Genomic DNA, 23,436 nt, shown 5'->3' with positions numbered 1-23,436 from the left:
ATGAAAAGGCTCTGGCAATATCCAGAGCCTTGGAGGGGCTACTTAATCACGCTGATGTTGGTGATAACTATCGGCTCGACAGGAACGTCTTGCATGCGGCCAAAAGAAGAAGTGGGTTTACGAGACATCTCTTGAACCACTTCAAATCCTTGAGTTACTTGACCAAAAACGGCGTAACCAGCATTAGCACCTGATTGGTTCAGGAAATCGTTGTTCTTGTAGTTAATAAAGAACTGGCGACTTGCACTATCAGGATCGTTAGTACGAGCCATAGCGATGGTCGCGGTATCGTTTTTCAAGCCGTTAGATGCTTCGTTTTTGATACTCGAATAGGTTGGTAAGCGGTCCATCTTTTGGTTAAAGCCACCGCCCTGTGCCATAAAACCAGGAATCACGCGATGGAAGATGCTACCAATGTAGCTTCCGTCTTCAACGTACTTGATGAAGTTCGCTGTTGTAATTGGCGCTTTTTGGTCGTTAAGCTCCAGCGTGAAAGGGCCGAGGTTGGTTTCAACCAACACTTTTGGGCCTGCCAATACCGAGCAGCTCACTAATGCTAGGGTAGAAATAATAGTGCGAATCATTAGAAACGCTCCGCCATGTACTCTTTCAGCTCACGGTCATTAGCGACTTCTTTTAGAACAAGATTGACAACATCGTTCAGCACTGTCGCAATTTCTTCGTTAGAAGCGCTCAGCATTCCAGAGCGAGTCGCTGTGCCATTGTAGGTTTTTACAAGTTTGCCTTTCGGTGTTTCAGCCGTGATTTCAATGGTGACTTTGCCATCCATTTCATTTTCCATCACGGAGTGTTTTACCGTTACTAGGGCTTCTTGAATTTCAACTTCAACCGAGTTTTCACTGTTTACAGTGCTACGGAAACCTTGGGAACCAAACTGCTCCAGAAGAGCGTTTTCCAAAGAAATACGTACATTTTGCTGAGCATGAAGAGGTTCGATGTTTGAACGACCACTATCAACTAGCGCAACATACTGAGCCGAACGAACGTCTTTACTGGTTAAGGTGTACGAGCTTCCATCTACAAGGTCACTGCTGCTGAGCACGGCTTTAGGCTTAAAATTGATTTGTTCTGGTTGAGGGGCAGAACACGCAGTTAGTAGCGCTATAGATGCGGCAAGAACCAGTTTTCTCATGGTGTTTTCCTTTATCATGCTCTCAAGACTGTAGAGATATTTGTATGTAGATAATAGTGAACTATTTAGTCGCTTGTAAAATAACAAATTTCTTATTGGAAGCGACAGTCGATACTTGCGACTTTCCGAATAGTCGAGATAGTTTCCCATCGTAGCCGAGGTGTCGGTTTCCGATAACAATTAATTGTCCACCTTTGGCAAGAACATGCTTTGCATCACAGAACATCTGCCATGCAATGTGATCCGTAATAGCTTGCTGCTGATGGAAAGGTGGGTTGCAGACAACTAAGTCGGTAGAGTTTGCCTCAAAACCGTCTAAACAGTTATTCGCAACACATTGATGCTGCTGAGCTTGGCCTAGGTTGTCTAGCATGTTTTTTTGAGCGGACTCCACCGCCATAAAACTCTCATCTACACTTGTGATGTGTGCGTTCGGATTAAGCTGAGCCAATTTTACTGATAGAACACCATTACCACAGCCTAAATCAATGATCTTTAGTGGCTTATCTGTGCTCGGTAAATGAGGCAAGATAAAGCGTGCACCTAAGTCCAAAGACTCGCCAGAATAAACATTAGGGAGATTACTTAGCCGAATATCTTCTCCATCAACTTTCCATTCCGTTATTGGTGAAACAGGTAGAGAAGTTCGGCTGTTGGCTTGTGAAAATACTAAACGATGCTTCTTCCATGCTAATGATGTTTTTGTCTCACCTAAGTATTTCTCAAATAGCTTCAGAGTTGAAGTATGGATCTCTTTGGCCTTATTCACACCTATAACAGGCACATGGGAAGGAACTTGTTGACGCAGTTGAGACAATATCCAAGTTAGATGCCTGTTACTCTTAGGCAGCTGTAATAAGACCAAATCAATCGAATCCGGAATAGCGTCCATACATGTTATATAGTGAATCGGACGGCAATGATTACGCTGCAAGTTTTCGTTAGTCCCTGTGTGCGCGAGAAATGAGTCGCTCATCAGGGTGACATTGTGAATGTTGGAAAACCAGCAACAAAGAGCACCAAAATGATCGTTGATAATCAGAATGTTTTGATTGGGTGCTAAGTCCAGTTCTTCTACGTGGTTGATCAGGTATTCATCACCTGCATCCCAAGCTTGAAGTGTTTCGTTGGTTCGAACTGGGTAACGATATAAAGTTAGATTACGATCGTGAAGAGAGAGCTCAATGTTCATATTGGTCAAAGTTATTAGTGTTTGAAGTCGTCTAGGGATGTTCAACATCATTGTCGCAAATGGAGCGACAACAAGAAACCAAAACCTTTTTCTCTCTGGTTTTGCGGAGTAAGATGACTTTATTATTTCGCTTATGTCAGCCTTAGACGTAAGCTATCGAATTGAGGAACAGACATGATTCAAGAAATTGTCGAACAAAAGCTAAGCCAAGCTTTCTCTCCTATCGAGCTAAAGGTGATGAATGAAAGCTACATGCACAATGTACCAGCAGGGTCTGAGAGCCATTTTAAAGTTGTAATTGTCAGCACAGAGTTTGAAGGTAAACGCTTGATTGCACGTCACCGTGCGGTCAATCAAGTATTGGCAGAGGAATTAGCGGGCGGAATTCACGCGCTCTCTATGCATACCTATACAGAGGAAGAGTGGGAAAAAGAAAAACAGTCTTTCCCAGACAGCCCTATGTGTATGGGTGGTGGAAAATAAGTTTGAGAAATTGAGAAGGGTAGCGTTTGCTGCCCTTTTTTGTGTCTGTTTTTTGTTCGCTTTGTTAACAGTGTTTCAACAAATAAATGTTACAAATTGTTTGTTTCCATTTGTTTAAAATGATTACCGAATAGAAATACCTCTAAAGAGTAAGGGAATAGGGGTTTGTGCGATGCTTCAAACTTATGACTATTCTATAGCCTTTATTCTTCAAAACCTTCGAAATAAAACGAGTTATCAAGTTATTGGTCATGGCATCAGGTTGAGAAAAAATGCTAGACTATCGCACCTGATAAATCTCACTCAAATTTTGTGATGAGATAATTAATAGGATGTTGCGATTTTGATGTTTTAAACAGCATCAAAACCGGACACTAGTGTCGTGTCTAAAAGTTACGCAATTAAAGAATCTTTTTCCCGATAAAGTAGTGCAAGTGCGTATGATTACAATAAAGAAGGGTTTGGACCTTCCTATCGCAGGAACTCCATCCCAGGTGATTAATGATGGTAAGACCATCAATAAAGTCGCCTTGCTTGGCGAAGAGTACGTTGGCATGCGTCCTACGATGCATGTTCGCGTAGGTGATGAAGTAAAGAAAGCTCAAGTTCTTTTTGAAGACAAGAAGAACCCAGGCGTGAAATTTACTTCACCAGCAAGCGGTAAAGTTATCGAGGTTAACCGTGGCGCAAAACGTGTCCTACAATCCGTTGTGATTGAAGTGGCAGGTGATGAGCAGGTAACGTTCGATAAGTTTGAAGCAGGTCAGATTGCGGGTCTTGATCGCGAAGCGATTAAAACTCAGTTAGTTGACTCTGGTCTTTGGACAGCTTTACGTACTCGTCCGTTTAGCAAGGTTCCAGCAATCGATTCTACAACTCAGGCGATTTTCGTTACTGCAATGGATACCAACCCATTGGCAGCTGACCCTGAATTGATTATCAACGAGCAGTCAGATGCTTTTGTTGCTGGTCTTGATGCTCTTTCTGCATTGACTGAAGGCAAGGTTTACGTATGTAAGTCTGGTTCTAGCCTTCCTCGTTCTGGTCAATCTAATGTAGAAGAGCACGTGTTTGATGGCCCTCACCCAGCTGGTCTAGCTGGCACCCACATGCATTTCCTATACCCAGTGAATGTAGAAAATGTGGCGTGGAGCATCAACTACCAAGACGTTATTGCGTTTGGTAAGTTATTCCTAACTGGTGAGCTTTACACTGACCGTGTTGTTTCTCTTGCAGGTCCAGTTGTAAACAATCCTCGTTTAGTCCGTACAACGCTAGGTGCTAGCCTAGACGATGTAACAGACAACGAGTTGATGCCAGGCGAAGTTCGTGTGATTTCTGGTTCAGTGTTAACTGGTACTCACGCAACGGGTCCTCATGCTTACCTAGGTCGTTACCACGTACAGGTTTCTGTATTACGTGAAGGCCGCGAGAAAGATCTATTCGGCTGGGCTATGCCTGGTAAGAACAAGTTCTCTGTTACTCGCTCTTTCCTTGGTCACATCTTTAAAGGTCAGTTGTTCAACATGACAACAACGACTAACGGTAGTGACCGTTCAATGGTTCCAATTGGTAACTACGAAAAAGTAATGCCACTTGATATGGAACCAACATTGCTACTTCGTGATCTATGTGCAGGTGATACTGATAACGCTCAGCGTTTAGGTGCTCTTGAACTAGATGAAGAAGATTTAGCACTGTGTACCTTTGTATGTCCTGGTAAATACGAGTACGGCGAACTACTTCGTGAATGCCTAGATACAATTGTGAAGGAAGGGTAATTTTCATGGGCCTTAAAAAGTTTATTGAAGACATCGAGCATCATTTTGAGCCTGGTGGAAAACACGAGAAGTGGTTTGCGCTTTACGAAGCGGCAGCAACTCTGTTTTACACACCTGGTCTTGTTACAAAGAAAAGCTCGCATGTCCGTGATAGCGTTGACCTAAAACGTATCATGATCATGGTTTGGCTTGCGGTATTCCCAGCAATGTTCTGGGGTATGTACAACGCAGGTGGTCAAGCTATCGCAGCACTAAACCACATGTACTCTGGTGCAGAGCTTGCAGCAGTAATCAGTGGCGATTGGCACTACTGGCTAACCGAAATGCTTGGAGGAACGTTGAGTCCTGAAGCTGGTTGGGGCAGTAAGATGTTGCTAGGTGCAACTTACTTCCTACCGATTTACGCGACGGTGTTCATCGTTGGTGGTTTCTGGGAAGTGCTTTTCTGTATGGTGCGTAAGCACGAAGTTAACGAAGGTTTCTTTGTTACTTCTATCTTATTCGCATTGATTGTTCCGCCGACACTTCCACTTTGGCAAGCAGCATTAGGTATTACCTTTGGTGTTGTTGTTGCGAAAGAAATCTTTGGTGGTACTGGTCGTAACTTCCTTAACCCAGCGCTTGCTGGCCGTGCTTTCCTATTCTTTGCTTACCCAGCTCAAATCTCGGGTGACTTAGTGTGGACTGCGGCTGATGGTTTCTCTGGTGCTACAGCGCTTAGCCAATGGGCACAAGGCGGTAATGGTGCTCTAGTGAACACTATCACGGGTGATGCAATCACTTGGATGGATGCGTTCATTGGTAACATCCCAGGCTCTATCGGTGAAGTATCGACGCTAGCTCTTATGATCGGTGCAGCAATGATCGTTTACATGGGTATTGCTTCATGGCGCATCATTGGTGGTGTTATGATCGGTATGGTTGCAGTGGCGACACTGTTCAACGTTATCGGTTCTGATACAAACCCTATGTTCAATATGCCTTGGCATTGGCACCTAGTTCTAGGTGGCTTCGCATTCGGTATGTTCTTCATGGCGACTGACCCAGTATCAGCGTCATTTACTGATAAAGGTAAATGGGCTTACGGTATTCTGATTGGCGCAATGTGTGTAATGATCCGTGTAGTAAACCCAGCTTACCCTGAAGGTATGATGCTGGCGATTCTATTTGCGAACCTATTTGCACCACTATTCGACCACTTAGTTGTTGAAAAGAACATCAAACGGAGACTAGCTCGCTATGGCAAGTAATAACGACAGCATTAAAAAGACGCTGGGTGTTGTTATCGGGTTGAGCCTTGTTTGTTCAATCATCGTATCAACAGCAGCTGTTGTTCTTCGCGATCAACAAAAAGCAAACGCTGTACTAGATAAGCAAACTAAAATTGTTGAAGTTGCTGGTATTGAAGCGGAAGGAAAGAAAGTTCCTGAGCTATTTGCACAATACATTGAGCCGCGTCTAGTAGATTTCGAAACAGGTGACTTTGTTGAAGGTGATGCTGCAACTTACGATCAACGTTCCGCTGCAAAAGATCCAGCTGAGTCTATCCGTCTAACTGCGGACCAAGACAAAGCTAAGATTCTTCGTCGTGCTAACACAGGTGTTGTATACCTTGTGAAAGAAGGTGATGAAGTATCTAAAGTTATCCTACCGGTACATGGTAACGGCCTATGGTCTATGATGTACGCGTTTGTTGCTGTTGAAACAGATGGCAACACGGTTTCTGCGATCACTTACTACGAACAGGGTGAAACTCCTGGACTTGGTGGTGAAATTGAGAACCCGTCTTGGCGTGCACAATTTGTAGGTAAGAAGCTGTTCGATGAGAACCACAAACCAGCTATTAAGGTTGTTAAAGGTGGTGCTCCAGCTGGCTCAGAACACGGCGTTGATGGCCTTTCTGGTGCTACGCTAACAGGTAACGGTGTTCAAGGAACATTTGATTTCTGGTTAGGCGACATGGGCTTTGGTCCATTCCTAGCAAAAGTTCGTGACGGAGGTCTGAACTAATGTCTGGCGCACAAAACGTTAAAAAGAGTCTGATGGCACCGGTGTTGGATAACAACCCGATTGCTCTACAGGTTCTTGGTGTTTGTTCTGCACTTGCAGTAACAACCAAACTAGAAACGGCATTTGTAATGACACTAGCGGTTATCTTTGTAACTGCACTGTCTAACTTCTTCGTTTCTCTTATCCGTAATCACATTCCAAACAGTGTACGTATCATTGCTCAAATGGCGATCATTGCGTCACTTGTAATCGTGGTAGACCAAGTACTTAAAGCTTACCTATACGATATCTCTAAACAGCTATCTGTATTCGTAGGCCTTATCATTACGAACTGTATCGTAATGGGTCGTGCTGAAGCGTTTGCTATGAAGTCTGAGCCAATTCCTTCTCTTATCGATGGTATTGGTAACGGTCTTGGTTACGGCTTCGTTCTTATCACTGTTGGTTTCTTCCGCGAACTATTTGGTTCAGGTAAGTTATTCGGCCTAGAAGTACTTCCGCTAGTAAGTAATGGTGGTTGGTATCAGCCAAACGGCTTGATGCTACTTGCACCATCAGCATTCTTCCTGATCGGCTTCCTGATCTGGGCGATTCGTACGTTCAAGCCTGAACAAGTAGAAGCGAAGGAGTAAGGACGTCATGGAACATTACATTAGCTTGCTAGTTAAATCGATCTTCATCGAGAACCTAGCACTATCGTTCTTCTTAGGTATGTGTACATTCCTTGCAGTATCTAAGAAAGTTAAGACCTCTTTCGGTCTTGGCGTAGCAGTTGTTTTCGTACTGACTGTCGCGGTACCAGTAAACAACCTGCTTTATACCTTTATCCTTAAAGAGAATGCGTTAGTTGAAGGTGTGGACCTTAGCTTCCTAAACTTCATCACCTTTATCGGTGTAATCGCGGCTCTAGTACAGATTCTAGAAATGATCCTCGATCGCTTCTTCCCGCCTCTGTACAACGCGTTAGGCATTTTCCTACCGTTGATCACTGTAAACTGTGCGATCTTCGGTGGCGTATCTTTCATGGTTACGCGTGACTACAACTTTGCTGAATCTGTTGTATACGGCTTTGGTTCTGGTGTGGGCTGGTTGCTAGCTATTGTTGCTCTTGCAGGTCTCCGTGAGAAGATGAAGTACTCTGACGTACCTCCTGGTCTTCGTGGTCTTGGTATCACGTTTATCACTGTAGGTCTAATGGCGTTGGGCTTTATGTCTTTCTCTGGTGTTCAACTGTAAGTCGGGTAAACCGCAGCAAATAAGGAATAGTCAATGTCTACTATTATTTTTGGTGTAGTAATGTTTACCCTGATTATTTTGGCGCTAGTTTTAGTGATTCTATTCGCTAAATCTAAACTAGTTCCATCAGGTGACATTACAATTTCTGTGAACGATGACCCTTCATTGGCGATCGTTACACAACCAGGCAGCAAGCTGCTGGGTGCTCTAGCTGGTGCTGGCGTATTCGTATCTTCTGCTTGTGGTGGCGGTGGCTCTTGTGGTCAGTGTCGCGTAAAAGTTAAATCAGGTGGCGGTGACATTCTTCCAACTGAGCTTGATCACATTACTAAAGGTGAAGCTCGTGAAGGTGAACGTCTAGCATGTCAAGTTGCAATGAAAACTGACATGGAAATCGAACTACCTGAAGAAATCTTCGGCGTTAAGAAGTGGGAATGTTCAGTTATCTCTAATGATAACAAAGCAACATTCATCAAAGAGCTTAAACTTCAAATCCCTGATGGCGAATCTGTACCTTTCCGTGCAGGTGGCTACATTCAGATTGAAGCTCCAGCTCACCACGTTAAATACTCTGAGTTTGATGTACCGGATGAGTACCGTGAAGACTGGGACAAGTTTAATCTGTTCCGCTACGAGTCTAAGGTAGATGAAGAAACTATCCGTGCTTACTCAATGGCAAACTACCCAGAAGAAGAAGGGATTATTATGCTGAACGTGCGTATTGCTACGCCGCCGCCTAATAACCCAGACGTACCACCTGGTATCATGTCTTCATTCATCTGGTCTCTTAAAGAAGGCGACAAGTGTACTATCTCTGGTCCATTTGGTGAGTTCTTCGCGAAAGATACTGATGCAGAAATGGTATTCGTTGGTGGTGGTGCAGGTATGGCTCCAATGCGTTCTCATATCTTTGACCAGCTTAAGCGTCTTAACTCTTCTCGTAAGATGTCTTTCTGGTACGGTGCTCGTTCTAAACGTGAAATGTTCTACGTTGAAGACTTCGATGGCCTACAAGCAGAAAACGACAACTTCGTGTGGCACTGTGCTCTTTCTGATCCAATGCCTGAAGACAACTGGGATGGCTACACTGGCTTCATCCACAACGTATTGTACGAAAACTATCTGAAGGACCACGAAGCACCTGAAGATTGTGAGTACTACATGTGTGGTCCACCGATGATGAACGCAGCTGTAATCGGTATGCTGAAAGATCTCGGTGTAGAAGATGAAAACATCCTTCTAGATGACTTCGGTGGTTAATCTACCTAAGTGATTGAACTCTATGGCTGGCTCTTGGAGCCAGCCATTCTTTTTTCGAACTTCGGTTGTGATAGTAAAGCGGTTTTATCTAGACTATTTTCCTATCCCCACTTTTATCTATAGGAGTAAACAAGTGAAAAAATGGCTTGTTGCGTTAGCTTCTCTTTTGATCCTTGCTGGCTGTGAAAAACCGGCCGAGCAAGTGCATTTAAGTGGCCCTACGATGGGTACCACCTATAACATCAAATACATCGAATCAGACTCGACGCCTGATGCACAAAAGATCCATCAGGAAGTTGACCGCTTACTTGAAGAAGTAAACGACCAAATGTCGACTTACCGCAAAGACTCGGAGCTAAGTCGTTTTAATCAATATCAAGGCAGCGACCAATTCGAGGTTTCACCACAAACCGCGATTGTTGTGAAAGAAGCTATTCGTCTTAATGAGCTTACTCATGGCGCGCTTGACGTAACAGTTGGACCGTTAGTGAATTTATGGGGGTTTGGCCCAGAAGCACGCCCTGAAGTTGTCCCAACAGATGAAGAACTAGCAGCACGTAAAGCAGTCACAGGCATTTCTCATTTGAGCGCTACCGCTACTTCATTATCAAAAGATATTCCTAACTTGTATGTGGACCTTTCTACGATTGCAAAAGGTTGGGGAGTGGATGTGGTTGCCGACTATATTGAATCTCAAGGCATTCAAGACTACATGGTTGAAGTTGGTGGAGAACTGCGCCTAAAAGGCGTGAATCGTGAAGGGGTTCGCTGGCGTATTGCGATTGAGAAACCTTCGGTAGATGAGCGCAGTGTTCAAGAGATCATAGAACCGGGTGATATGGCGATAGCCACTTCTGGTGATTATCGTAACTATTTTGAGCGTGACGGAATCCGTTATTCGCATATAATTAACCCACAAACAGGTAAACCGATCAGAAATAAGGTTGTGTCTGTTACTGTATTGGATAAGTCGTCTATGACGGCAGACGGCCTGGCGACAGGCATAATGGTATTGGGTGAAGAGAAAGGATTGGAAGTTGCGAATAAGCACAATATCCCAGCTCTGATTATCGTCAAAACAAAAGACGGGTTCTTAGAGCTAACTTCAGAAGCATACAAACCATACGTACATAATTAACAAGAGCATGTCATTATGAATACATTTTTGATTACCTTTGGAGTGTTCCTAGCTGTTATCGCAGCAATGTCGGTAGGTTACATTTTCCAAAAGAAAGTGGTTAAAGGAAGCTGTGGCGGATTAGGTGCGGTAGGTATCGACAAGGTATGTAACTGCCCAGAACCGTGTGATGCACGTAAGAAGCGAGAAGCACGTGAAGCTGCTAGAGCAGAAAAGCTTGCTGCGTGGGAAAAAGATCGCATCGCTTAACCCGCTCCAATCACTCAAAAAGCCCAAAGTTTTCATGGAACACATGATTCTTCGGGCTTTTTTAGTTTTGGGAGTTTATCCAACTGATACTATCTGGTTTCGACCATTTTCTTTGGCCAAATAGAGCCGGTCATCAGCGACCTTTATTTGCTCGTTCAAATCCCCTTCGATATCGGTCACGCCGATACTAATCGTAATAGATAGCTGCTGCTCGTTATGAGTAATCGTGGTTTTCTCTACTCTTTGGCGCATGATTTCCAATCGGTTGGTAAACTCTTGGATTGGGGCACATGATTGAATACAAAATTCTTCACCACCAAACCGCACAACGACATCATCTTCGAAGTATATTTTGAGGATGCTAGACAGCGTTTTCAGTGCAGCATCTCCACCATCGTGGCCATATGTGTCGTTGACCTTTTTAAAGTGGTCGATGTCGAGCATGGCTATGTTTCTTTTTTCACAACCATTGCAAACTTGATTGAACAAGAAACGGCGATTCCAAAGTCCGGTTAAGGCGTCTTGGTTAGCCATGCGAAAGAGTTCGTTTGTGGCCTCTTTCATGTCTAGAATTTGATGAACTCGACAGAAAAATTCTTCTTGGTTGAACGGCTTATATAGGAAATCATTAGCTCCTGCTTTGAGGAAGCGAGCTGTCATAGTTCTATCGTCACTTCCGGATAGGCCTAAGATCGCCAATTGATTCTTGTCGTAGTCTGTGCGAATTTCACGAATCATGGTAATGCCATCTTTTTCTGGCATATCGTGATCAGAAATAATGAAAGTAATGTCTGAGTTTTCCGATAGGACTTTCTGACCTTCAATGCCATTCTTGGCCTGTAATACGGAAATGTATTGGTGTTCCAACAGTTGAGTAATGTGTTTTCTTACCACGGCTGAGTCATCAACGACGAGCGCTTTATGCTTTTGATTATTGGTTAAGCGTTTTACTAGCGGGAGCAAGTAGGAAACTGAGGCCATGCTGTCTTTTAAGATGTAATCCAAAACACCTTTAGCCAACATTTTTTCGCGTATTTCTTCCTGAAACATGGCGGTAAGGACGATCACTTTATGATCGTGATTGAGGACTATATCAATGATTTCGCCATCTTGGCCATCAGGTAAGCAGTAATCCAGCACCGCGCATAGTAGGTGGTGTTCATGTTGGAGTATTTTGTTTGCTTGTTCGATTGACTCGGCAGCAAGTACCTCGAAACCAGCTTGGCTTAGTTGCTGTTCCAAGTAATTGCGAAACGCACGACTATCTTCGACAACAAGTATTTTTTGACTCAAAGATCCGTCCCTATCATTTTTATCCTGATACAACTAATAATAAATTAGTCAGGCGATTTGGCTACGATTAATTTTTAATATTTGAACCAACCTAATTTCGTGCCTGAACGTTCATTATTTTGTATACTGTGTTTTTGTACAGTTTTTCTTTGGTGGGCTGTGGAGTCAGTAACGAGAAAGATCATTCATGTTGACATGGACTGCTTCTATGCAGCGGTTGAGATGCGCGACAATCCTGACTACCGAAATCGGCCATTGGCCGTTGGCGGACATGAAAAGCAGCGCGGAGTGATCAGTACCTGCAATTATGAGGCGAGGCAGTTTGGTGTACGTAGCGCAATGCCTACCGCAACAGCGTTAAAGCTATGCCCTGAGCTTTTGGTTGTTCCAGGTAGAATGCAGGTATACAAAGAAACATCAAAGCATATCCGAGCTATTTTTAGTCGCTATACACCACTTATAGAGCCTTTGTCTCTTGATGAGGCCTACTTAGACGTGACCCAATCCACCATGTGTCGTGGGTCAGCGACACTGATTGCTCAAGCGATCAGGGAGGACATATGGAACGAGCTTCAGCTTACGGCATCTGCTGGAGTGGCTCCGATTAAATTCTTGGCCAAAGTCGCTTCAGATATGAACAAACCAAATGGGCAGTTCGTTATCCCTCCTGAAAGAGTCCAAGAAGTCGTTGATAAGCTGCCGTTAGAAAAGATTCCGGGAGTGGGAAAAGTGAGCTTAGAAAAACTTCATAAAGCCGGCTTTTATGTTTGTGAAGATATCAAGCAAAGTGACTATCGAGAGCTGCTGCGACAGTTTGGCCGGCAGGGAGCTTCATTGTGGAAACGAAGTCATGGTATCGATGAACGTGAAATTGTGGTGGAGCGTGAACGCAAGTCGGTTGGTGTAGAAAGGACGTTCAGCGAGAATATTTCTAGTTATGATGAATGTTGGCAGGTTATAGAAGAACGTCTTTACCCCGAGCTTGAGCAGCGCTTGGTGAAAGTGAGTCCTGATAAGAGCATCATAAAGCAGGGCATCAAGCTTAAATTTGCCGACTTCCAACTGACGACTATTGAGCATATTCATGGTCAATTAGAGCTAGAAGATTTTAAAGGGCTCTTGCGAGATATCTTAAAGCGTCAAAATGGCCGAGAGATACGCTTACTCGGCTTGAATGTCATGCTTAAACCAGATCAACAAACTAAGCAATTGAGCTTCTTTTAGGGCCTTTGTTCGAAAAGCACGTCGAACAAAGGCCCCCACGATAATTACTTATCTTTGATTCTCAATTCCACTGACGGACTTCACGGCTTCGAGAACCGTCGAAAAAGGGTGTTGCTCTAATTTGGCAAAGCCGTTCATCGAGCGAGCTTTAAGTTTGGTCGACAGTGGCGTGGTTATCCCACACAAAAAGCGCGCCAGTGCCTCAGGGCTTAACGGTTGAGTATCTGATGATTTGGTACTTGCTGTTCTAAATTCATTCAACCATTGTTGAAGAAGTTGGTTGTCAATCTTCAGCTGGCTACTGCTTGGCAATGTGGCGATATTCCCTCTGCATGAGGAGCAATGCCCACACTGACTTGGTGCATTGTTATCCGAGAAGTAACTTGCTAATCGATGACTCAAGCAATGTTCGGTTTGGAAAAAGTTGAGCATCTCATGTAACCGATTTATCTCAGCGTTTTCTTTATTTCTGAACAGTTGGAACAGTTCTTCAGTAAGCTGCTGTACTGATTTAGATGTGTCACAAACTCCAAAGACATCGGTGATTTGTTTGCTTTCGAGTTCAATCCAGCCTTGCTCATGGAAATAATCAATAGCAGCTATCACACGTTGTCTATCTGCTTGGCTGTGCATCCATAAGGCTTCAAAATCGACTTGGCACCATGTCCGTGCTTTAGGCGAGCAGGCAAAGATAGCTTCAACAAACTGACGACGTTCACCGGAAAACTGCTCTTCGATATGCTGCTGAGTGGCAACAAACTTAAAACGATAATCGGCGAAGTAGCTGTATTTTGGCTCGATAACAGCGGCCAACTCTAAATAGACCAATAGTGTTTTGAGTGGCAGTTGTCGAATGTTGCTCTCTCGAGATAGCCTAGTCAGCATGACTTCCCACTGGCCAGTTTGTTGATAAATTTCCTCGATGACGCTTTGAATCGCTTCTTTGTCCGGTGTGTCTCCGTAAACAAAATTCTCGAGTACATGTAAGCCGGTTTGGTTCGCTAATAAGGTGCAATGTGACGTATGACCATCTCTACCTGCACGGCCAATTTCTTGTGAGTAGTTTTCAATAGATTTGGGGAGATCATAATGTACCACTTGGCGAATATTGGATTTGTCTACCCCCATGCCAAAGGCAATTGTTGCGACAATGCAGTGAATTTGACCATTCATAAATCGTTGTTGAATATCGTCGCGCTGCTCGCTTTTTAATCCAGCGTGATATGCGGTTGCAAGCAAGCCCTGTTGGTTCAGTTGCTTTGCAACTTGCTCCGCGGTCTGCTGTAAGGTGACATAGATGATGGAGGGTGCGAGTGGATCTTGAGCTAAAATGCGATGCAGTGCTTCAGCTTTTTCGTGCTCTTGGCAAGGTGAGATAGTCAGATCAAGGTTAGAGCGATAAAAGCCAGTCACAACCGTGTTGTCTGCACTGATGGAGAATTTACTTTGCATGTCTTTGATGACATTCGGTGTCGCTGTGGCTGTGAGGAGCAACACTTGTGGAATATTGAGCTGCTGTTTGTAATGAGGCAGTTTTAAATAATCAGGTCGGAAATTATGTCCCCATTCCGACATACAGTGTGCCTCATCTATGACAAGTAGTGAAATTGGCACTTGAGCGATGAAGTGACGAAATCTCTCGTTCTTTAGCCTCTCAACTGAGATCATCAAGATCTTGGTTTCGCCGTTGCGTACCGACTGCATCACGTGTTGGGTTTGTTGCCTATCTTGGCTCGAATCAATGGACGCTGCCGCGATCCCTTTACTCTGCAGGAAGGCCAGTTGATCTTTCATCAATGCAAGTAGTGGCGAGATGACTAATGTGAGATGGGGTAGGTGTAACGCTGGCAATTGATAGCAAAGAGACTTACCTGACCCAGTCGGAAAGATCGCTGCACTGGATTCGCCTGATAGTATCGTTTCTACAACTTGACGCTGCCCTTCTCTTAGTGTGTCGAAACCAAATACTTGCTTTAACGTATCTTCAATCATTATCCCCATAACCTGCTAGTGAAAAGCTTGCGCTTGATTGTACCTGATTCTATTCTTTAGCTCTTTGAAAACCACAGCACACATGTATGAATAAATCTGATCTGCACCAAATAATCTTGCTACAGCTCGAACAAAATTTATTGGTCGCCCAAGCTGCGACTCAACGTGCCATCGATGCAGCTACTGATGAAGAAACTGTACCTGAACACAAGTACGATACTTTAGCGCTAGAGGCCTCGTATTTGGCGCATGGGCAAGCGATGAGAGTGCAGGAATGCGAAGAAGATATTCGAGTTTTTAAAGAGCTAGTGCTTAGGGAAGCATCAGATACGGTGGTTATGGCCTCTTTGGTAACCGTTGCGAATGAAGAAAATGAACGAAAATATTTCTTCATTGGTCCTAGAGCGGGCGGAGTGAGTGTAGATTGCCAGGGAATTGAAGTGTCGGTATTAACCCCGCAAGCTCCGCTTGGAAAAGCGTTACTTGGGAGGCAAGTAGAAGATGAGGTCGAGCTGGCAATTAATGGTATTACTGTGTATTACGAAGTTGTAGACATTGCTTAGACATCGTTCTTTATTACAGTTGACTAGCCGCTAACCTTCTTTCCCTTAATTTGGGTATACTGTTTAAAACCATTGTTGAGATGATTATGAAGAAAAGCATTTTACTGGTATCACTTTTGATGAGTCACTCTGTATGGGCTGCGCAGTGTAAAGTTGATATCAAAAATGAAATCCATTTGGATGGGCAAACTCTAGAGATTCAGCAAACCAGCGGTGAAAAAGCCGTGTTTGATGACAGTAATAACCTTTATATTCACGGTGAAAAAGTTGAGCTAAACGCTGAGCAGCAAGCGGCGGTCGAGCAGTACCGCGATAGCATGAATGAGTACTTGCCTAGAGCAAAACAAATTGCCAGTGAAGGGTTAGCTTTAGCGAATGACATCGTTGATGATGTCGCGCAAAGCCTGGATGCGCCGGGTGCATTTGATGACGTTAAGGCGTCAATGCAAGCATTCTTTGCTGATATTGAAGCTCGCTATTATCAAGACGGCGATTTAGTTTTGCCAGCAGAAAGCTTTGAGTCGATGGCGGCGTCTTGGGCAGAAGACTTTGAAAAAGCGAAGCAGTTATTTAATCAAGAATTCATCTCCAGTGCATTCAATGCGATGTCTGAAAAAATGAAACAGGATGGTGGGCTAAACCTTACTGAACTGGCAGACAGCATGGCGGAGCTAAAAGTCCGAGTGGAAGAGCGTTTAAAGGAGCATTCAGCAGAGATTAAGCAACAAGGCGAGGAGCTGTGTGAATCTTTGGATGATATTGCGGAGCAAGAGCTTGAGCTGCATGAGAAAATCCCTGAGTTGAAGGATTACCAAACATTTACGATTTAGGGTTCGACTAAATCATTGAAGTCAAAAAAAGAGCGCCAATATGGCGCTCTTTTACTTAGCCCTAAGTAACTTTGTCTATCAGATGAACGGATCAACGTTCATTGTTCATTTGGGTTAGCTTGTCCCCGACAGGGCCCGAGAAATTAAAGCCATCGTGTTCATCCCAGTTGATTGACCATGTCATCACACCTGCATAGTTTGGATAGTTAAATGCAGGCTGGATAGAGCCACATTTTGTTCCTTTGGTTAAACAATCAAGTGCATCGAGAATGTTTTGTGTTGGAGCTTGTCCGGAGTTCGCAGAGCTAGGCCCTGAAGGTAAACCGATGGCGACTTGGTCATCACGTAGAGGGGCGAACATCGTACCATCGGCAAGTTCAAACCCTTCAATCAACATTTTCGATTGAGCTACCATCATATCGATAGAACCTTCGGGTGCAGCACCAGACATGTATGGGTTTGGTAAGCCACCGTTGTTGTATAGTTGAACGTGAAGTAAATCTAGCGTGCTTCGTGTCGCATCGATCACTGGAATGTACGCGCCCCAAATTCCTGAGTAGGCCACGAAGCCACCTTGAACATATGGATGCTCTGGTGCCATGGTGAGGTACATATCTCCACCCATATTTTGTTCAATTTGCAGTAATGCACGTCCTAAACGAGCTTGGATTTGAGAACCATGAACAAGGTTAGACCCACTTTCCAGATCTACATCCAAACCGTCAAAGCCCCACTCAGCAATGATGTCAGTTAGGCTGGCAATAAAGGCAGCTTCATCTTGGTCAGTATTCAGAGTGATCGTGCCTTCAGCGCCACCAAGTGACAGAACGAACTTTTTACCTTTTGCTTGCAGTGCCGCCATATCTTGTTTGAACTGCAGAGGATCTAGCGCAGGGCAGCTACTGTGGATATCGCCAGAATAAAGGTTGAAGTGAACCGTACCATTACTACTGCGGTCGTTTTCCGCAAACGCGATATCGATGATATCCCATGCGTCAGACATGTCAGCCAAGCGCATCGGGCATCCGGCACCGTTGACGAAGTTATGCCAGTAACCAATCAGCTTGTGAGTTTTCTCTGTTTGTTCGACAACGGTAATCGTTGCAGCATCAGACACAACACTAGAACCTGCGTTATCTTCTGCTTGAGCAGTGACTGTGTATGAACCGATGGCGCCAGGTACCCAAGTGTAAGAGTATGGTGCAGTAGTATCGCTAGCGATGACGGCACCATTGAGTAGGAAGTTCACCTGCTTAACACTGGAGGTTAGTGACGTTGCGTCTGCAGTGATAACGGTGTTCTTGCCTAAACCAACGGTTTGTCCTGATGTAGGGGAGGTGAGTGAGACAACAAGGTCTTGATCACTCACGTTAACATTAACGCTCGATTCTCCGGTATTGCTTTCGTTATCTGTTGCAACGACACGTACTGTGTTCATGCCGATTGTAGTTGCAGACCAGTCATAGTTATAAGGCGGTTGGGTCACGACCCCGAGACTCGTGTTGTTGGCAAAGAATTCAACTTGTTGGATTGAACCGTCAGTGTCACTTGCGTCTGCTTCAATGGTCACCAATGAGCCTGCGAGCACAACACTGTTATCTTGTGGTGATTGAATAGTGACTACAGGTGGTGTGCTGCAAGCGCCTAAGTCTGTCCATGCATCGGTCCAATATAAACCATCACCTGGTGCGTACGCCCAGTCAGAGCTCGATGAACACCAGCCAGCGACGTCACAGCGATACTTATTGTTGAGGTTCTGGACTTCCTGTCCGGCGGTATAACTTGTCCCTGCTACATAGTTTGGTATGTCTGCACAGCCGCCACTAGAGCTTGACGATACGCTCAGGCTGACCTCTTGGCTATTGGTTGATTGGTCATCGTTGTCAGTTGCTTTGGCTTTGAAGCTATGAGTCCCCACTTCAGATACCCAGCTATATTGGTATGGTTCACTGGTATCTGTGGCGACCAACTGATTGTTAATGAAAAATTCAACTTGGCTGATGGAGCCATCCGAGTCAGAAGCGTCGGCGGAGATGACAAGAGTCTCTCCTGCTGTCAGCTGCTCATTGCCCGTAGGGCTAGTCAGCGATACTGAAGGAGGTACTAATCCACCAGACGGTGTGACGGAAATAGTTACTTGGCTGGTGGTAGAGGCCCCTTGCTCGTCGGTTGCAACGGCTTTCACTGAAGTTGCGCCAATAGTGGCCGTCCAATCGACAGAGTAAGGTGGTTGGGTAACGACCGCTACTGACTGGTTATCAACAAAGAATTCAACGTTATCGACGTTACCGTCAGAGTCCGAGGCGTTGGCTTGCAAACTCGTCACCGTTCCTTCTGGGATGGTGGCGTTGTTAAGTGGTGAGGTCAGTGAAACCTCTGGGGGGATATTTCCACCGCCAGTATCACATTGGCCTAATGATACCCAAGCTTCCCATGGGCCGGAATTTGAGGCTGGATCATTACCTTGCGTCCAATGACTTGCTTTGTAGGCGATGTTCGACTGTTGAACCTGATCGCCAGAGTTATAGACGGTACCAGCATCCCAATTAGCTAATGCCGTACAATCATAAGCATGTGCTTGGTAACTGACCCCAAGCGCAGCGATGATTGCTCCTCTGAGTATATTCGAGCCCATTTCCCTCTCCTTAGTGTAATTAATAATGGACTCTTAAACGTCTAGCTTATGTTTTGAATTTCGCTTGCTAAATACATGAATAGTTTAATTTTTCTCATTCAATATCACGTCTCTATTATGCATATGAGCACGGTTTCAAACATTTTACGGCTCACTTCACGGAATATGCTTTTATTACAAATTAGAAAAGACTTATTAACTATATCGCTTCCTTTTCATAGTGTTACGTGTCGACTTGTGTGGTTTTTGTGGTTAATTAATGCTGTGTTGGAGTTGATTTTTAGCGAGTGTAGTAATACCGTACTAGCCCACTAGTTTATTGATGCGTTTGACACTATGACACATACAGATTCATCGACACGTGAACACTTTGGTTCACGCCTTGGTTTTATTCTTGCTGCTGCGGGCGCTGCGGTTGGTTTAGGTAATATTTGGGGTTTTCCGACCCAGGCTGCCAGTAATGGTGGTGGTGCTTTTCTACTTGTCTATCTTGTCATGATCTTGGTTGTGGCATTTCCAATGCTTGTTGTTGAGATGGCCATCGGTCGGTCTGGACAAGCTAACCCTGTAGACAGCATGCGTTCACTCTCTTCTCACCCGATGGCGAAACGCGCCGGAGGATGGGTAGGTTGGCTGGGGCTATCGGTTCCTTGCGCCGTGCTTGCTTTCTACAGTATTGTCGGCGGCTGGTTGATTTGTTTCTTGCTTGGTGCTGTTACTGAGTTGCTCGGCTTAGAAGCGGTAACGGCCTGGTTTAAAGGTTTTAGCGTCGAGCGCAACCTTTTTGGGGCAATCACATTTTATGTATTGACGATTTTGATAGTGCAGGGCGGCGTAAAACAAGGGATCGAAAAGTGGTCGACGCGTTTAATGCCTGCGCTGTTTGTTTTGTTTGGCTTACTTTTTATTTACATCATGACACAAGCTGGTGCGATGGAAGGGCTGAAGCATTACTTGGTGCCGGACTTTGAAAAAGTCTGGGATAGGCAACTGATCTTAGCTGCTATGGGGCAGGGGTTCTTTTCGTTGACCATTGGTGGTTGCTCTATGTTGATCTACGGCTCTTACCTAAGTAAGAAAGAAAACTTACCCAAGATGGCAATGAATGTAACGCTGGTGGATACAGCGGTAGCGTTTATCGCGGGTCTGGTCGTGATGCCTGCGATGTTTGTTGCGATGCAAAAAGGTGTTCAGATTTACGCAGAAGATGGCTCCTTACTGAGCTCGGATACGTTAGTCTTCACTGTGTTGCCGATGATGTTCGATAGCTTAGGGATCCTTGGGCAAATCTTTTCGATCGTTTTCTTCTTACTGCTAACAATCGCGGCTCTTACGTCTTCTATTTCGATGCTGGAATGCCCAGTTGCGTTAGTCAGTGAGCGTTTCAATACGAAACGCGGTGCTACTAGCTGGGTGTTAGGTGGTGCAATTGCGTTATTCAGTGTATTTATTGTGTTTAACTTTGGGGATTTGTTTGGCTTAGTTGCGATGATTGCTACTCAGTATTTACAGCCAATAGCCGCGCTGATGTTCTGCCTTTTTGGTGGGTGGGTTTGGAGCCGAAACGCAAAAATAAAAGAGCTAGAGCAAGGCTGCCCAGAGTTCACGCAAGGCTGGTTTGGAAAGTTATGGCCTGCGTATGTGAAGTTTGTTTGCCCGGTTTTGGTCGCTACTGTGATTTGGGCTTCATTCGGTTAATTCGTTTTAGCTATAGCTAAATAGACAAAGCCCTGAAGTTTTTCTTCAGGGCTTTTTTATATGCGTTAGTTGCTTTTTATATGCATTAGTTACTTAAGATGCGATAGCTGCTTAGACTGGCGAGTTAATTTGCCCCGTCGTGAGTGGGTCGACATCGGCGTCTGCTGCGACTTCGATAAACTCTTCCACAACCTGTTCGACTTGTTGATCGTCTTGAGTGAAGTAAGCTAAGTGGAACACCGCATCTCCTTCGTTGACTAAAGGTAGTGTTTGCTGGCCAATGACAATGCCTCCCTTGTGAGCTTTCAGTTCAATTTCACTGTGCCCGAGTGGTGCGCTAATGTATGCCAATACTTGGCCTTTCTCTACTTTTTCACCAAGTGTAACAACGGTGCGTAATATGCCGTCACTTTCTGCTCGAAGCCAGCTGGTGGATTTCGCAATGACCGGTGTAGGCAACTTCTTGCGGCTCGCACGAAGCATACCGATAGCCTGCATAACACGTTGAACACCAATAAAGCCTGCGCTGATACAGATTGGCTCAAAACGCAGTGCTTCCCCTGCTTCGTAGGTCAATACTGGAATATTGAGCTTTTCAGCCTCACTTCTCAGTGAGCCATCACGTAGAGGTGAATCGACGATCACTGGTGTACCAAACGCGTTCGCGATACGTAGCGTTTCTGGGTTACTCAAATCTGCACGCAGTTGAGGCAGATTTGTTCGGTGAATGGCACCTGTGTGTAAATCCAGAATATAGTCACAACGTTTTGCTACTTGGGTAAAAAACGTATGTGCCATACGTGATGCTAGTGAACCTTTTTCGCTTCCCGGAAAACAACGATTTAGGTCGCGTCGGTCGGGTAAATAACGGGACTTATGAATGAAGCCAAACACGTTAACGATCGGGACGGCGATAACCGTCCCTTTTAGCTTATCGGTATCAATGGTGTTGATCAGTTGACGCACGATTTCGACGCCATTGAGTTCATCACCATGAATTGCAGCGTTGACCATTAATGTTGGCCCAGCTTGTTTACCGTTAATAATTTCTACGGGAATAGAAAGCGGGGAGTGGGTATAGAGCTTTGCAGCTTCTAACTCAATAACTCTTCGCTCTCCTGGGGCAACGAATTCACCTAAGAATTCGAATGCCGTATTTTTTTTAGCCTTTGCCACGAGTTTTCGTCCTTTTTGTTGCCGCATTTTTCTCAATAAATTCGACAATCATCCCAGCGACGTCTTTACCAGTTGCGGCCTCGATACCTTCCAGACCTGGGGATGAGTTTACTTCCATGACCAATGGACCACGCTCTGATCTTAGTAGATCGACCCCAGCCACATTTAGACCCATTATTTTCGCAGCCGCGACTGCGGTGCGGCGCTCTTCAGGAGTGATTTTCACCAGAGAAGCGGTTCCACCACGGTGTAAGTTAGAGCGAAATTCGCCTTCCGCACCTTGTCTTTTCATCGCTGCAATCACTTTATCGCCGATGACGAAGCAGCGAATGTCCGCGCCGCCAGCCTCTTTGATGTACTCTTGAACCATGATGTTCGCTTTGAGGCCCATAAACGCCTCAACAACACTCTCAGCCGCTTTACGCGTTTCTGCCAGTACAACACCGATGCCTTGTGTCCCTTCAAGTAACTTGATGACCACAGGCGCTCCGCCGACCATATCTAGCAGATCTTTGACGTCATCTGGTTTGCTTGCAAAGCCAGTAATTGGCATACCAATCCCTTTACGAGACAGCAATTGCATTGAACGCAACTTGTCGCGTGAACGAGTGATCGCTACCGATTCATTCACTGGGTAAACACCCATCATTTCAAACTGACGTAACACAGCAGTGCCATAGAAAGTCACAGATGCACCAATTCGAGGAACAATCGCATCAAAGCCAGACAGTTCTTCACCTTTAAAGTGAATTTCTGGCTTATCGGAATTGATATTCATGTAGCAGCGCAGTGCATCAATGACTTTCACTTCGTGTCCACGACTTTCACACGCTTCAATCAGACGCTTAGTTGAGTACAGATTTGCGTTACGTGAAAGAATACCAATTTTCATTATTTGCTCTCCTCGAAAGCGATTAAAAAAGATTCCACAGGGTCGACGACAATACGATGGTGCATTGCAGTGCGGCCTAACAGCATTCGAAATGCCATGTTTTCTCGATTGGTTAGGGTGATTTCAATTGGCCACATTTGGCCCCCTAAACTCATTTCTGTTTTGATGACGTATCTCAGTTCTTCATGTCCGCCCGAATCGCGGACGGTACGCTCATCAACCACTTCAGCCTCACAAACGGTCACCACGTCCGAATTGTTCTGAAATGGGTGGATCCAAAATCGAACCCAAAGAGCTTCGTCCTTTTTAAAGCTCTCTACTTTAAACGCGTGTAAGCAAGACGTTCGGGCTCCGGTATCGATTTTTGCGTTAATTTTTTCAATACCTAAACCAGGCAGGCTGAGGGTTTCTCGCCAACCAACAATCATTTTTTGTTTCATCGCACTACAAACTATTAGAGAGAAATACAGACTCGATTTGGGATAAAGCGAGTCCACCGATACAACTTAAAAGGGTTATTTAAATTTGAGTTATCGCTTGAAGAAGGCTTTGGTGATGAGCCTAAGAAGCTTCAAGGAGGCGGACTGTATCAGTAGAGTTTTTTACTGACCAACGAAAAAAAATGACCATT

At 44.8% G+C, this 23,436-nt stretch carries 22 protein-coding genes; 13 read left to right on the top strand and 9 right to left on the bottom strand.

All coding sequences use genetic code 11. From position 1 onward, the window contains the following. Positions 1-38: 38 nt before the first annotated feature. From ACXABW_RS11670 to ACXABW_RS11660, 3 genes are all read right to left on the bottom strand, one after another. Complete coding sequence (locus ACXABW_RS11670; RefSeq protein ID WP_265689400.1) at positions 39-584, bottom strand: peptidylprolyl isomerase; 546 nt, start codon at positions 582-584, stop codon at positions 39-41. Continuing rightward, a complete protein-coding gene (locus ACXABW_RS11665) occupies positions 584-1,153 on the bottom strand; it encodes a YajG family lipoprotein (protein WP_457522808.1) in 570 nt (189 codons plus the stop codon). The genes ACXABW_RS11670 and ACXABW_RS11665 overlap by 1 nt, the downstream gene beginning before the upstream one ends. 61 nt (positions 1,154-1,214) lie before the next feature. Continuing rightward, on the bottom strand, positions 1,215-2,345 hold the full coding sequence (locus ACXABW_RS11660) for a methyltransferase (RefSeq protein WP_457522807.1): 1,131 nt from the start codon (positions 2,343-2,345) through the stop codon (positions 1,215-1,217). Positions 2,346-2,519: 174 nt separating this feature from the next. Between ACXABW_RS11660 and bolA the strand changes: the two genes are divergently transcribed. The 9 genes from bolA (at position 2,520) to nqrM (ending at position 10,502) form a co-directional block, all read left to right on the top strand. Beyond that, positions 2,520-2,828, top strand: a complete 309-nt coding sequence (gene bolA, locus ACXABW_RS11655) for a transcriptional regulator BolA (protein ID WP_252027916.1) — start codon at positions 2,520-2,522, stop codon at positions 2,826-2,828. Positions 2,829-3,268: 440 nt separating this feature from the next. Beyond that, a complete protein-coding gene (locus tag ACXABW_RS11650; protein WP_252027914.1) occupies positions 3,269-4,609 on the top strand; it encodes a Na(+)-translocating NADH-quinone reductase subunit A in 1,341 nt (446 codons plus the stop codon). 5 nt (positions 4,610-4,614) lie between these two features. Next, entirely contained in the window at positions 4,615-5,859 is a 1,245-nt protein-coding gene (locus ACXABW_RS11645) for an NADH:ubiquinone reductase (Na(+)-transporting) subunit B (RefSeq protein WP_252027913.1), read from the top strand. Next, the gene (locus ACXABW_RS11640; RefSeq protein ID WP_252027911.1) at positions 5,849-6,619 is read left to right on the top strand and encodes a Na(+)-translocating NADH-quinone reductase subunit C; all 771 of its coding nucleotides are present in this window, start codon (positions 5,849-5,851) and stop codon (positions 6,617-6,619) included. Before ACXABW_RS11645 ends, ACXABW_RS11640 begins: the two co-directional genes overlap by 11 nt. After that, positions 6,619-7,251, top strand: coding sequence for an NADH:ubiquinone reductase (Na(+)-transporting) subunit D (locus ACXABW_RS11635; protein WP_252027909.1), 633 nt, complete (start codon positions 6,619-6,621; stop codon positions 7,249-7,251). The genes ACXABW_RS11640 and ACXABW_RS11635 overlap by 1 nt, the downstream gene beginning before the upstream one ends. 7 nt (positions 7,252-7,258) lie before the next feature. Further along, complete coding sequence (gene nqrE / locus ACXABW_RS11630; RefSeq protein WP_252027907.1) at positions 7,259-7,855, top strand: NADH:ubiquinone reductase (Na(+)-transporting) subunit E; 597 nt, start codon at positions 7,259-7,261, stop codon at positions 7,853-7,855. 33 nt (positions 7,856-7,888) lie between these two features. Continuing rightward, positions 7,889-9,115, top strand: a complete 1,227-nt coding sequence (nqrF, locus tag ACXABW_RS11625; RefSeq protein ID WP_265688385.1) for an NADH:ubiquinone reductase (Na(+)-transporting) subunit F — start codon at positions 7,889-7,891, stop codon at positions 9,113-9,115. Positions 9,116-9,248: 133 nt separating this feature from the next. After that, positions 9,249-10,253, top strand: a complete 1,005-nt coding sequence (locus ACXABW_RS11620; protein ID WP_457522804.1) for an FAD:protein FMN transferase — start codon at positions 9,249-9,251, stop codon at positions 10,251-10,253. A 15-nt stretch (positions 10,254-10,268) separates the two neighbouring features. Next, positions 10,269-10,502 carry a (Na+)-NQR maturation NqrM gene (gene nqrM, locus ACXABW_RS11615; protein WP_252027902.1) on the top strand — a complete coding sequence of 78 codons (234 nt, stop codon included), beginning with the start codon at positions 10,269-10,271 and terminating at the stop codon, positions 10,500-10,502. A 75-nt stretch (positions 10,503-10,577) separates the two neighbouring features. Here nqrM and ACXABW_RS11610 read toward each other — a convergent pair whose 3' ends face one another. After that, positions 10,578-11,795, bottom strand: a complete 1,218-nt coding sequence (locus tag ACXABW_RS11610; RefSeq protein WP_252027901.1) for a diguanylate cyclase — start codon at positions 11,793-11,795, stop codon at positions 10,578-10,580. 195 nt (positions 11,796-11,990) lie between these two features. Between ACXABW_RS11610 and dinB the strand changes: the two genes are divergently transcribed. Beyond that, positions 11,991-13,019, top strand: coding sequence for a DNA polymerase IV (gene dinB, locus ACXABW_RS11605; protein ID WP_457525009.1), 1,029 nt, complete (start codon positions 11,991-11,993; stop codon positions 13,017-13,019). Between the two features lie 48 nt (positions 13,020-13,067). On the opposite strand, the gene ACXABW_RS11600 is transcribed toward dinB, so the two are convergent. After that, the gene (locus ACXABW_RS11600) at positions 13,068-15,011 is read right to left on the bottom strand and encodes a RecQ family ATP-dependent DNA helicase (RefSeq protein WP_457522801.1); all 1,944 of its coding nucleotides are present in this window, start codon (positions 15,009-15,011) and stop codon (positions 13,068-13,070) included. Between the two features lie 86 nt (positions 15,012-15,097). Here ACXABW_RS11600 and ACXABW_RS11595 point away from each other — a divergent pair, with 86 nt between their 5' ends. Further along, a complete protein-coding gene (locus ACXABW_RS11595) occupies positions 15,098-15,574 on the top strand; it encodes a GreA/GreB family elongation factor (protein ID WP_457522799.1) in 477 nt (158 codons plus the stop codon). A gap of 86 nt (positions 15,575-15,660) precedes the next feature. Continuing rightward, positions 15,661-16,404: a YggN family protein gene (locus ACXABW_RS11590; RefSeq protein ID WP_457522797.1), complete on the top strand. Its 744-nt coding sequence runs from the start codon at positions 15,661-15,663 to the stop codon at positions 16,402-16,404. Between the two features lie 91 nt (positions 16,405-16,495). Here ACXABW_RS11590 and ACXABW_RS11585 read toward each other — a convergent pair whose 3' ends face one another. After that, positions 16,496-19,039: an Ig-like domain-containing protein gene (locus ACXABW_RS11585; protein WP_457522795.1), complete on the bottom strand. Its 2,544-nt coding sequence runs from the start codon at positions 19,037-19,039 to the stop codon at positions 16,496-16,498. A 336-nt stretch (positions 19,040-19,375) separates the two neighbouring features. On the opposite strand from ACXABW_RS11585, the gene ACXABW_RS11580 reads away from it, so the two are divergent. Beyond that, the gene (locus ACXABW_RS11580; RefSeq protein WP_457522793.1) at positions 19,376-20,737 is read left to right on the top strand and encodes a sodium-dependent transporter; all 1,362 of its coding nucleotides are present in this window, start codon (positions 19,376-19,378) and stop codon (positions 20,735-20,737) included. A gap of 111 nt (positions 20,738-20,848) precedes the next feature. Here the strand turns inward: ACXABW_RS11580 and ACXABW_RS11575 are convergent, their stop codons facing one another. The 3 genes from ACXABW_RS11575 to ACXABW_RS11565 are packed head-to-tail and all read right to left on the bottom strand — an operon-like array spanning position 20,849 to position 23,245. Next, on the bottom strand, positions 20,849-21,940 hold the full coding sequence (locus ACXABW_RS11575; protein ID WP_457522792.1) for a succinylglutamate desuccinylase/aspartoacylase family protein: 1,092 nt from the start codon (positions 21,938-21,940) through the stop codon (positions 20,849-20,851). Beyond that, positions 21,900-22,805, bottom strand: coding sequence for a 30S ribosomal protein S6--L-glutamate ligase (gene rimK / locus ACXABW_RS11570; protein WP_265686556.1), 906 nt, complete (start codon positions 22,803-22,805; stop codon positions 21,900-21,902). Before rimK ends, ACXABW_RS11575 begins: the two co-directional genes overlap by 41 nt. Next, positions 22,805-23,245, bottom strand: coding sequence for an ATP-dependent zinc protease family protein (locus tag ACXABW_RS11565; RefSeq protein ID WP_252027892.1), 441 nt, complete (start codon positions 23,243-23,245; stop codon positions 22,805-22,807). The genes rimK and ACXABW_RS11565 overlap by 1 nt, the downstream gene beginning before the upstream one ends. Positions 23,246-23,436: the final 191 nt, after the last annotated feature.

It is taken from the genome of Vibrio paucivorans, assembly GCF_054053395.1.
Note: the sequence above shows the minus strand (reverse complement) of the source record. Positions and strands in the feature narration are given on the sequence as shown.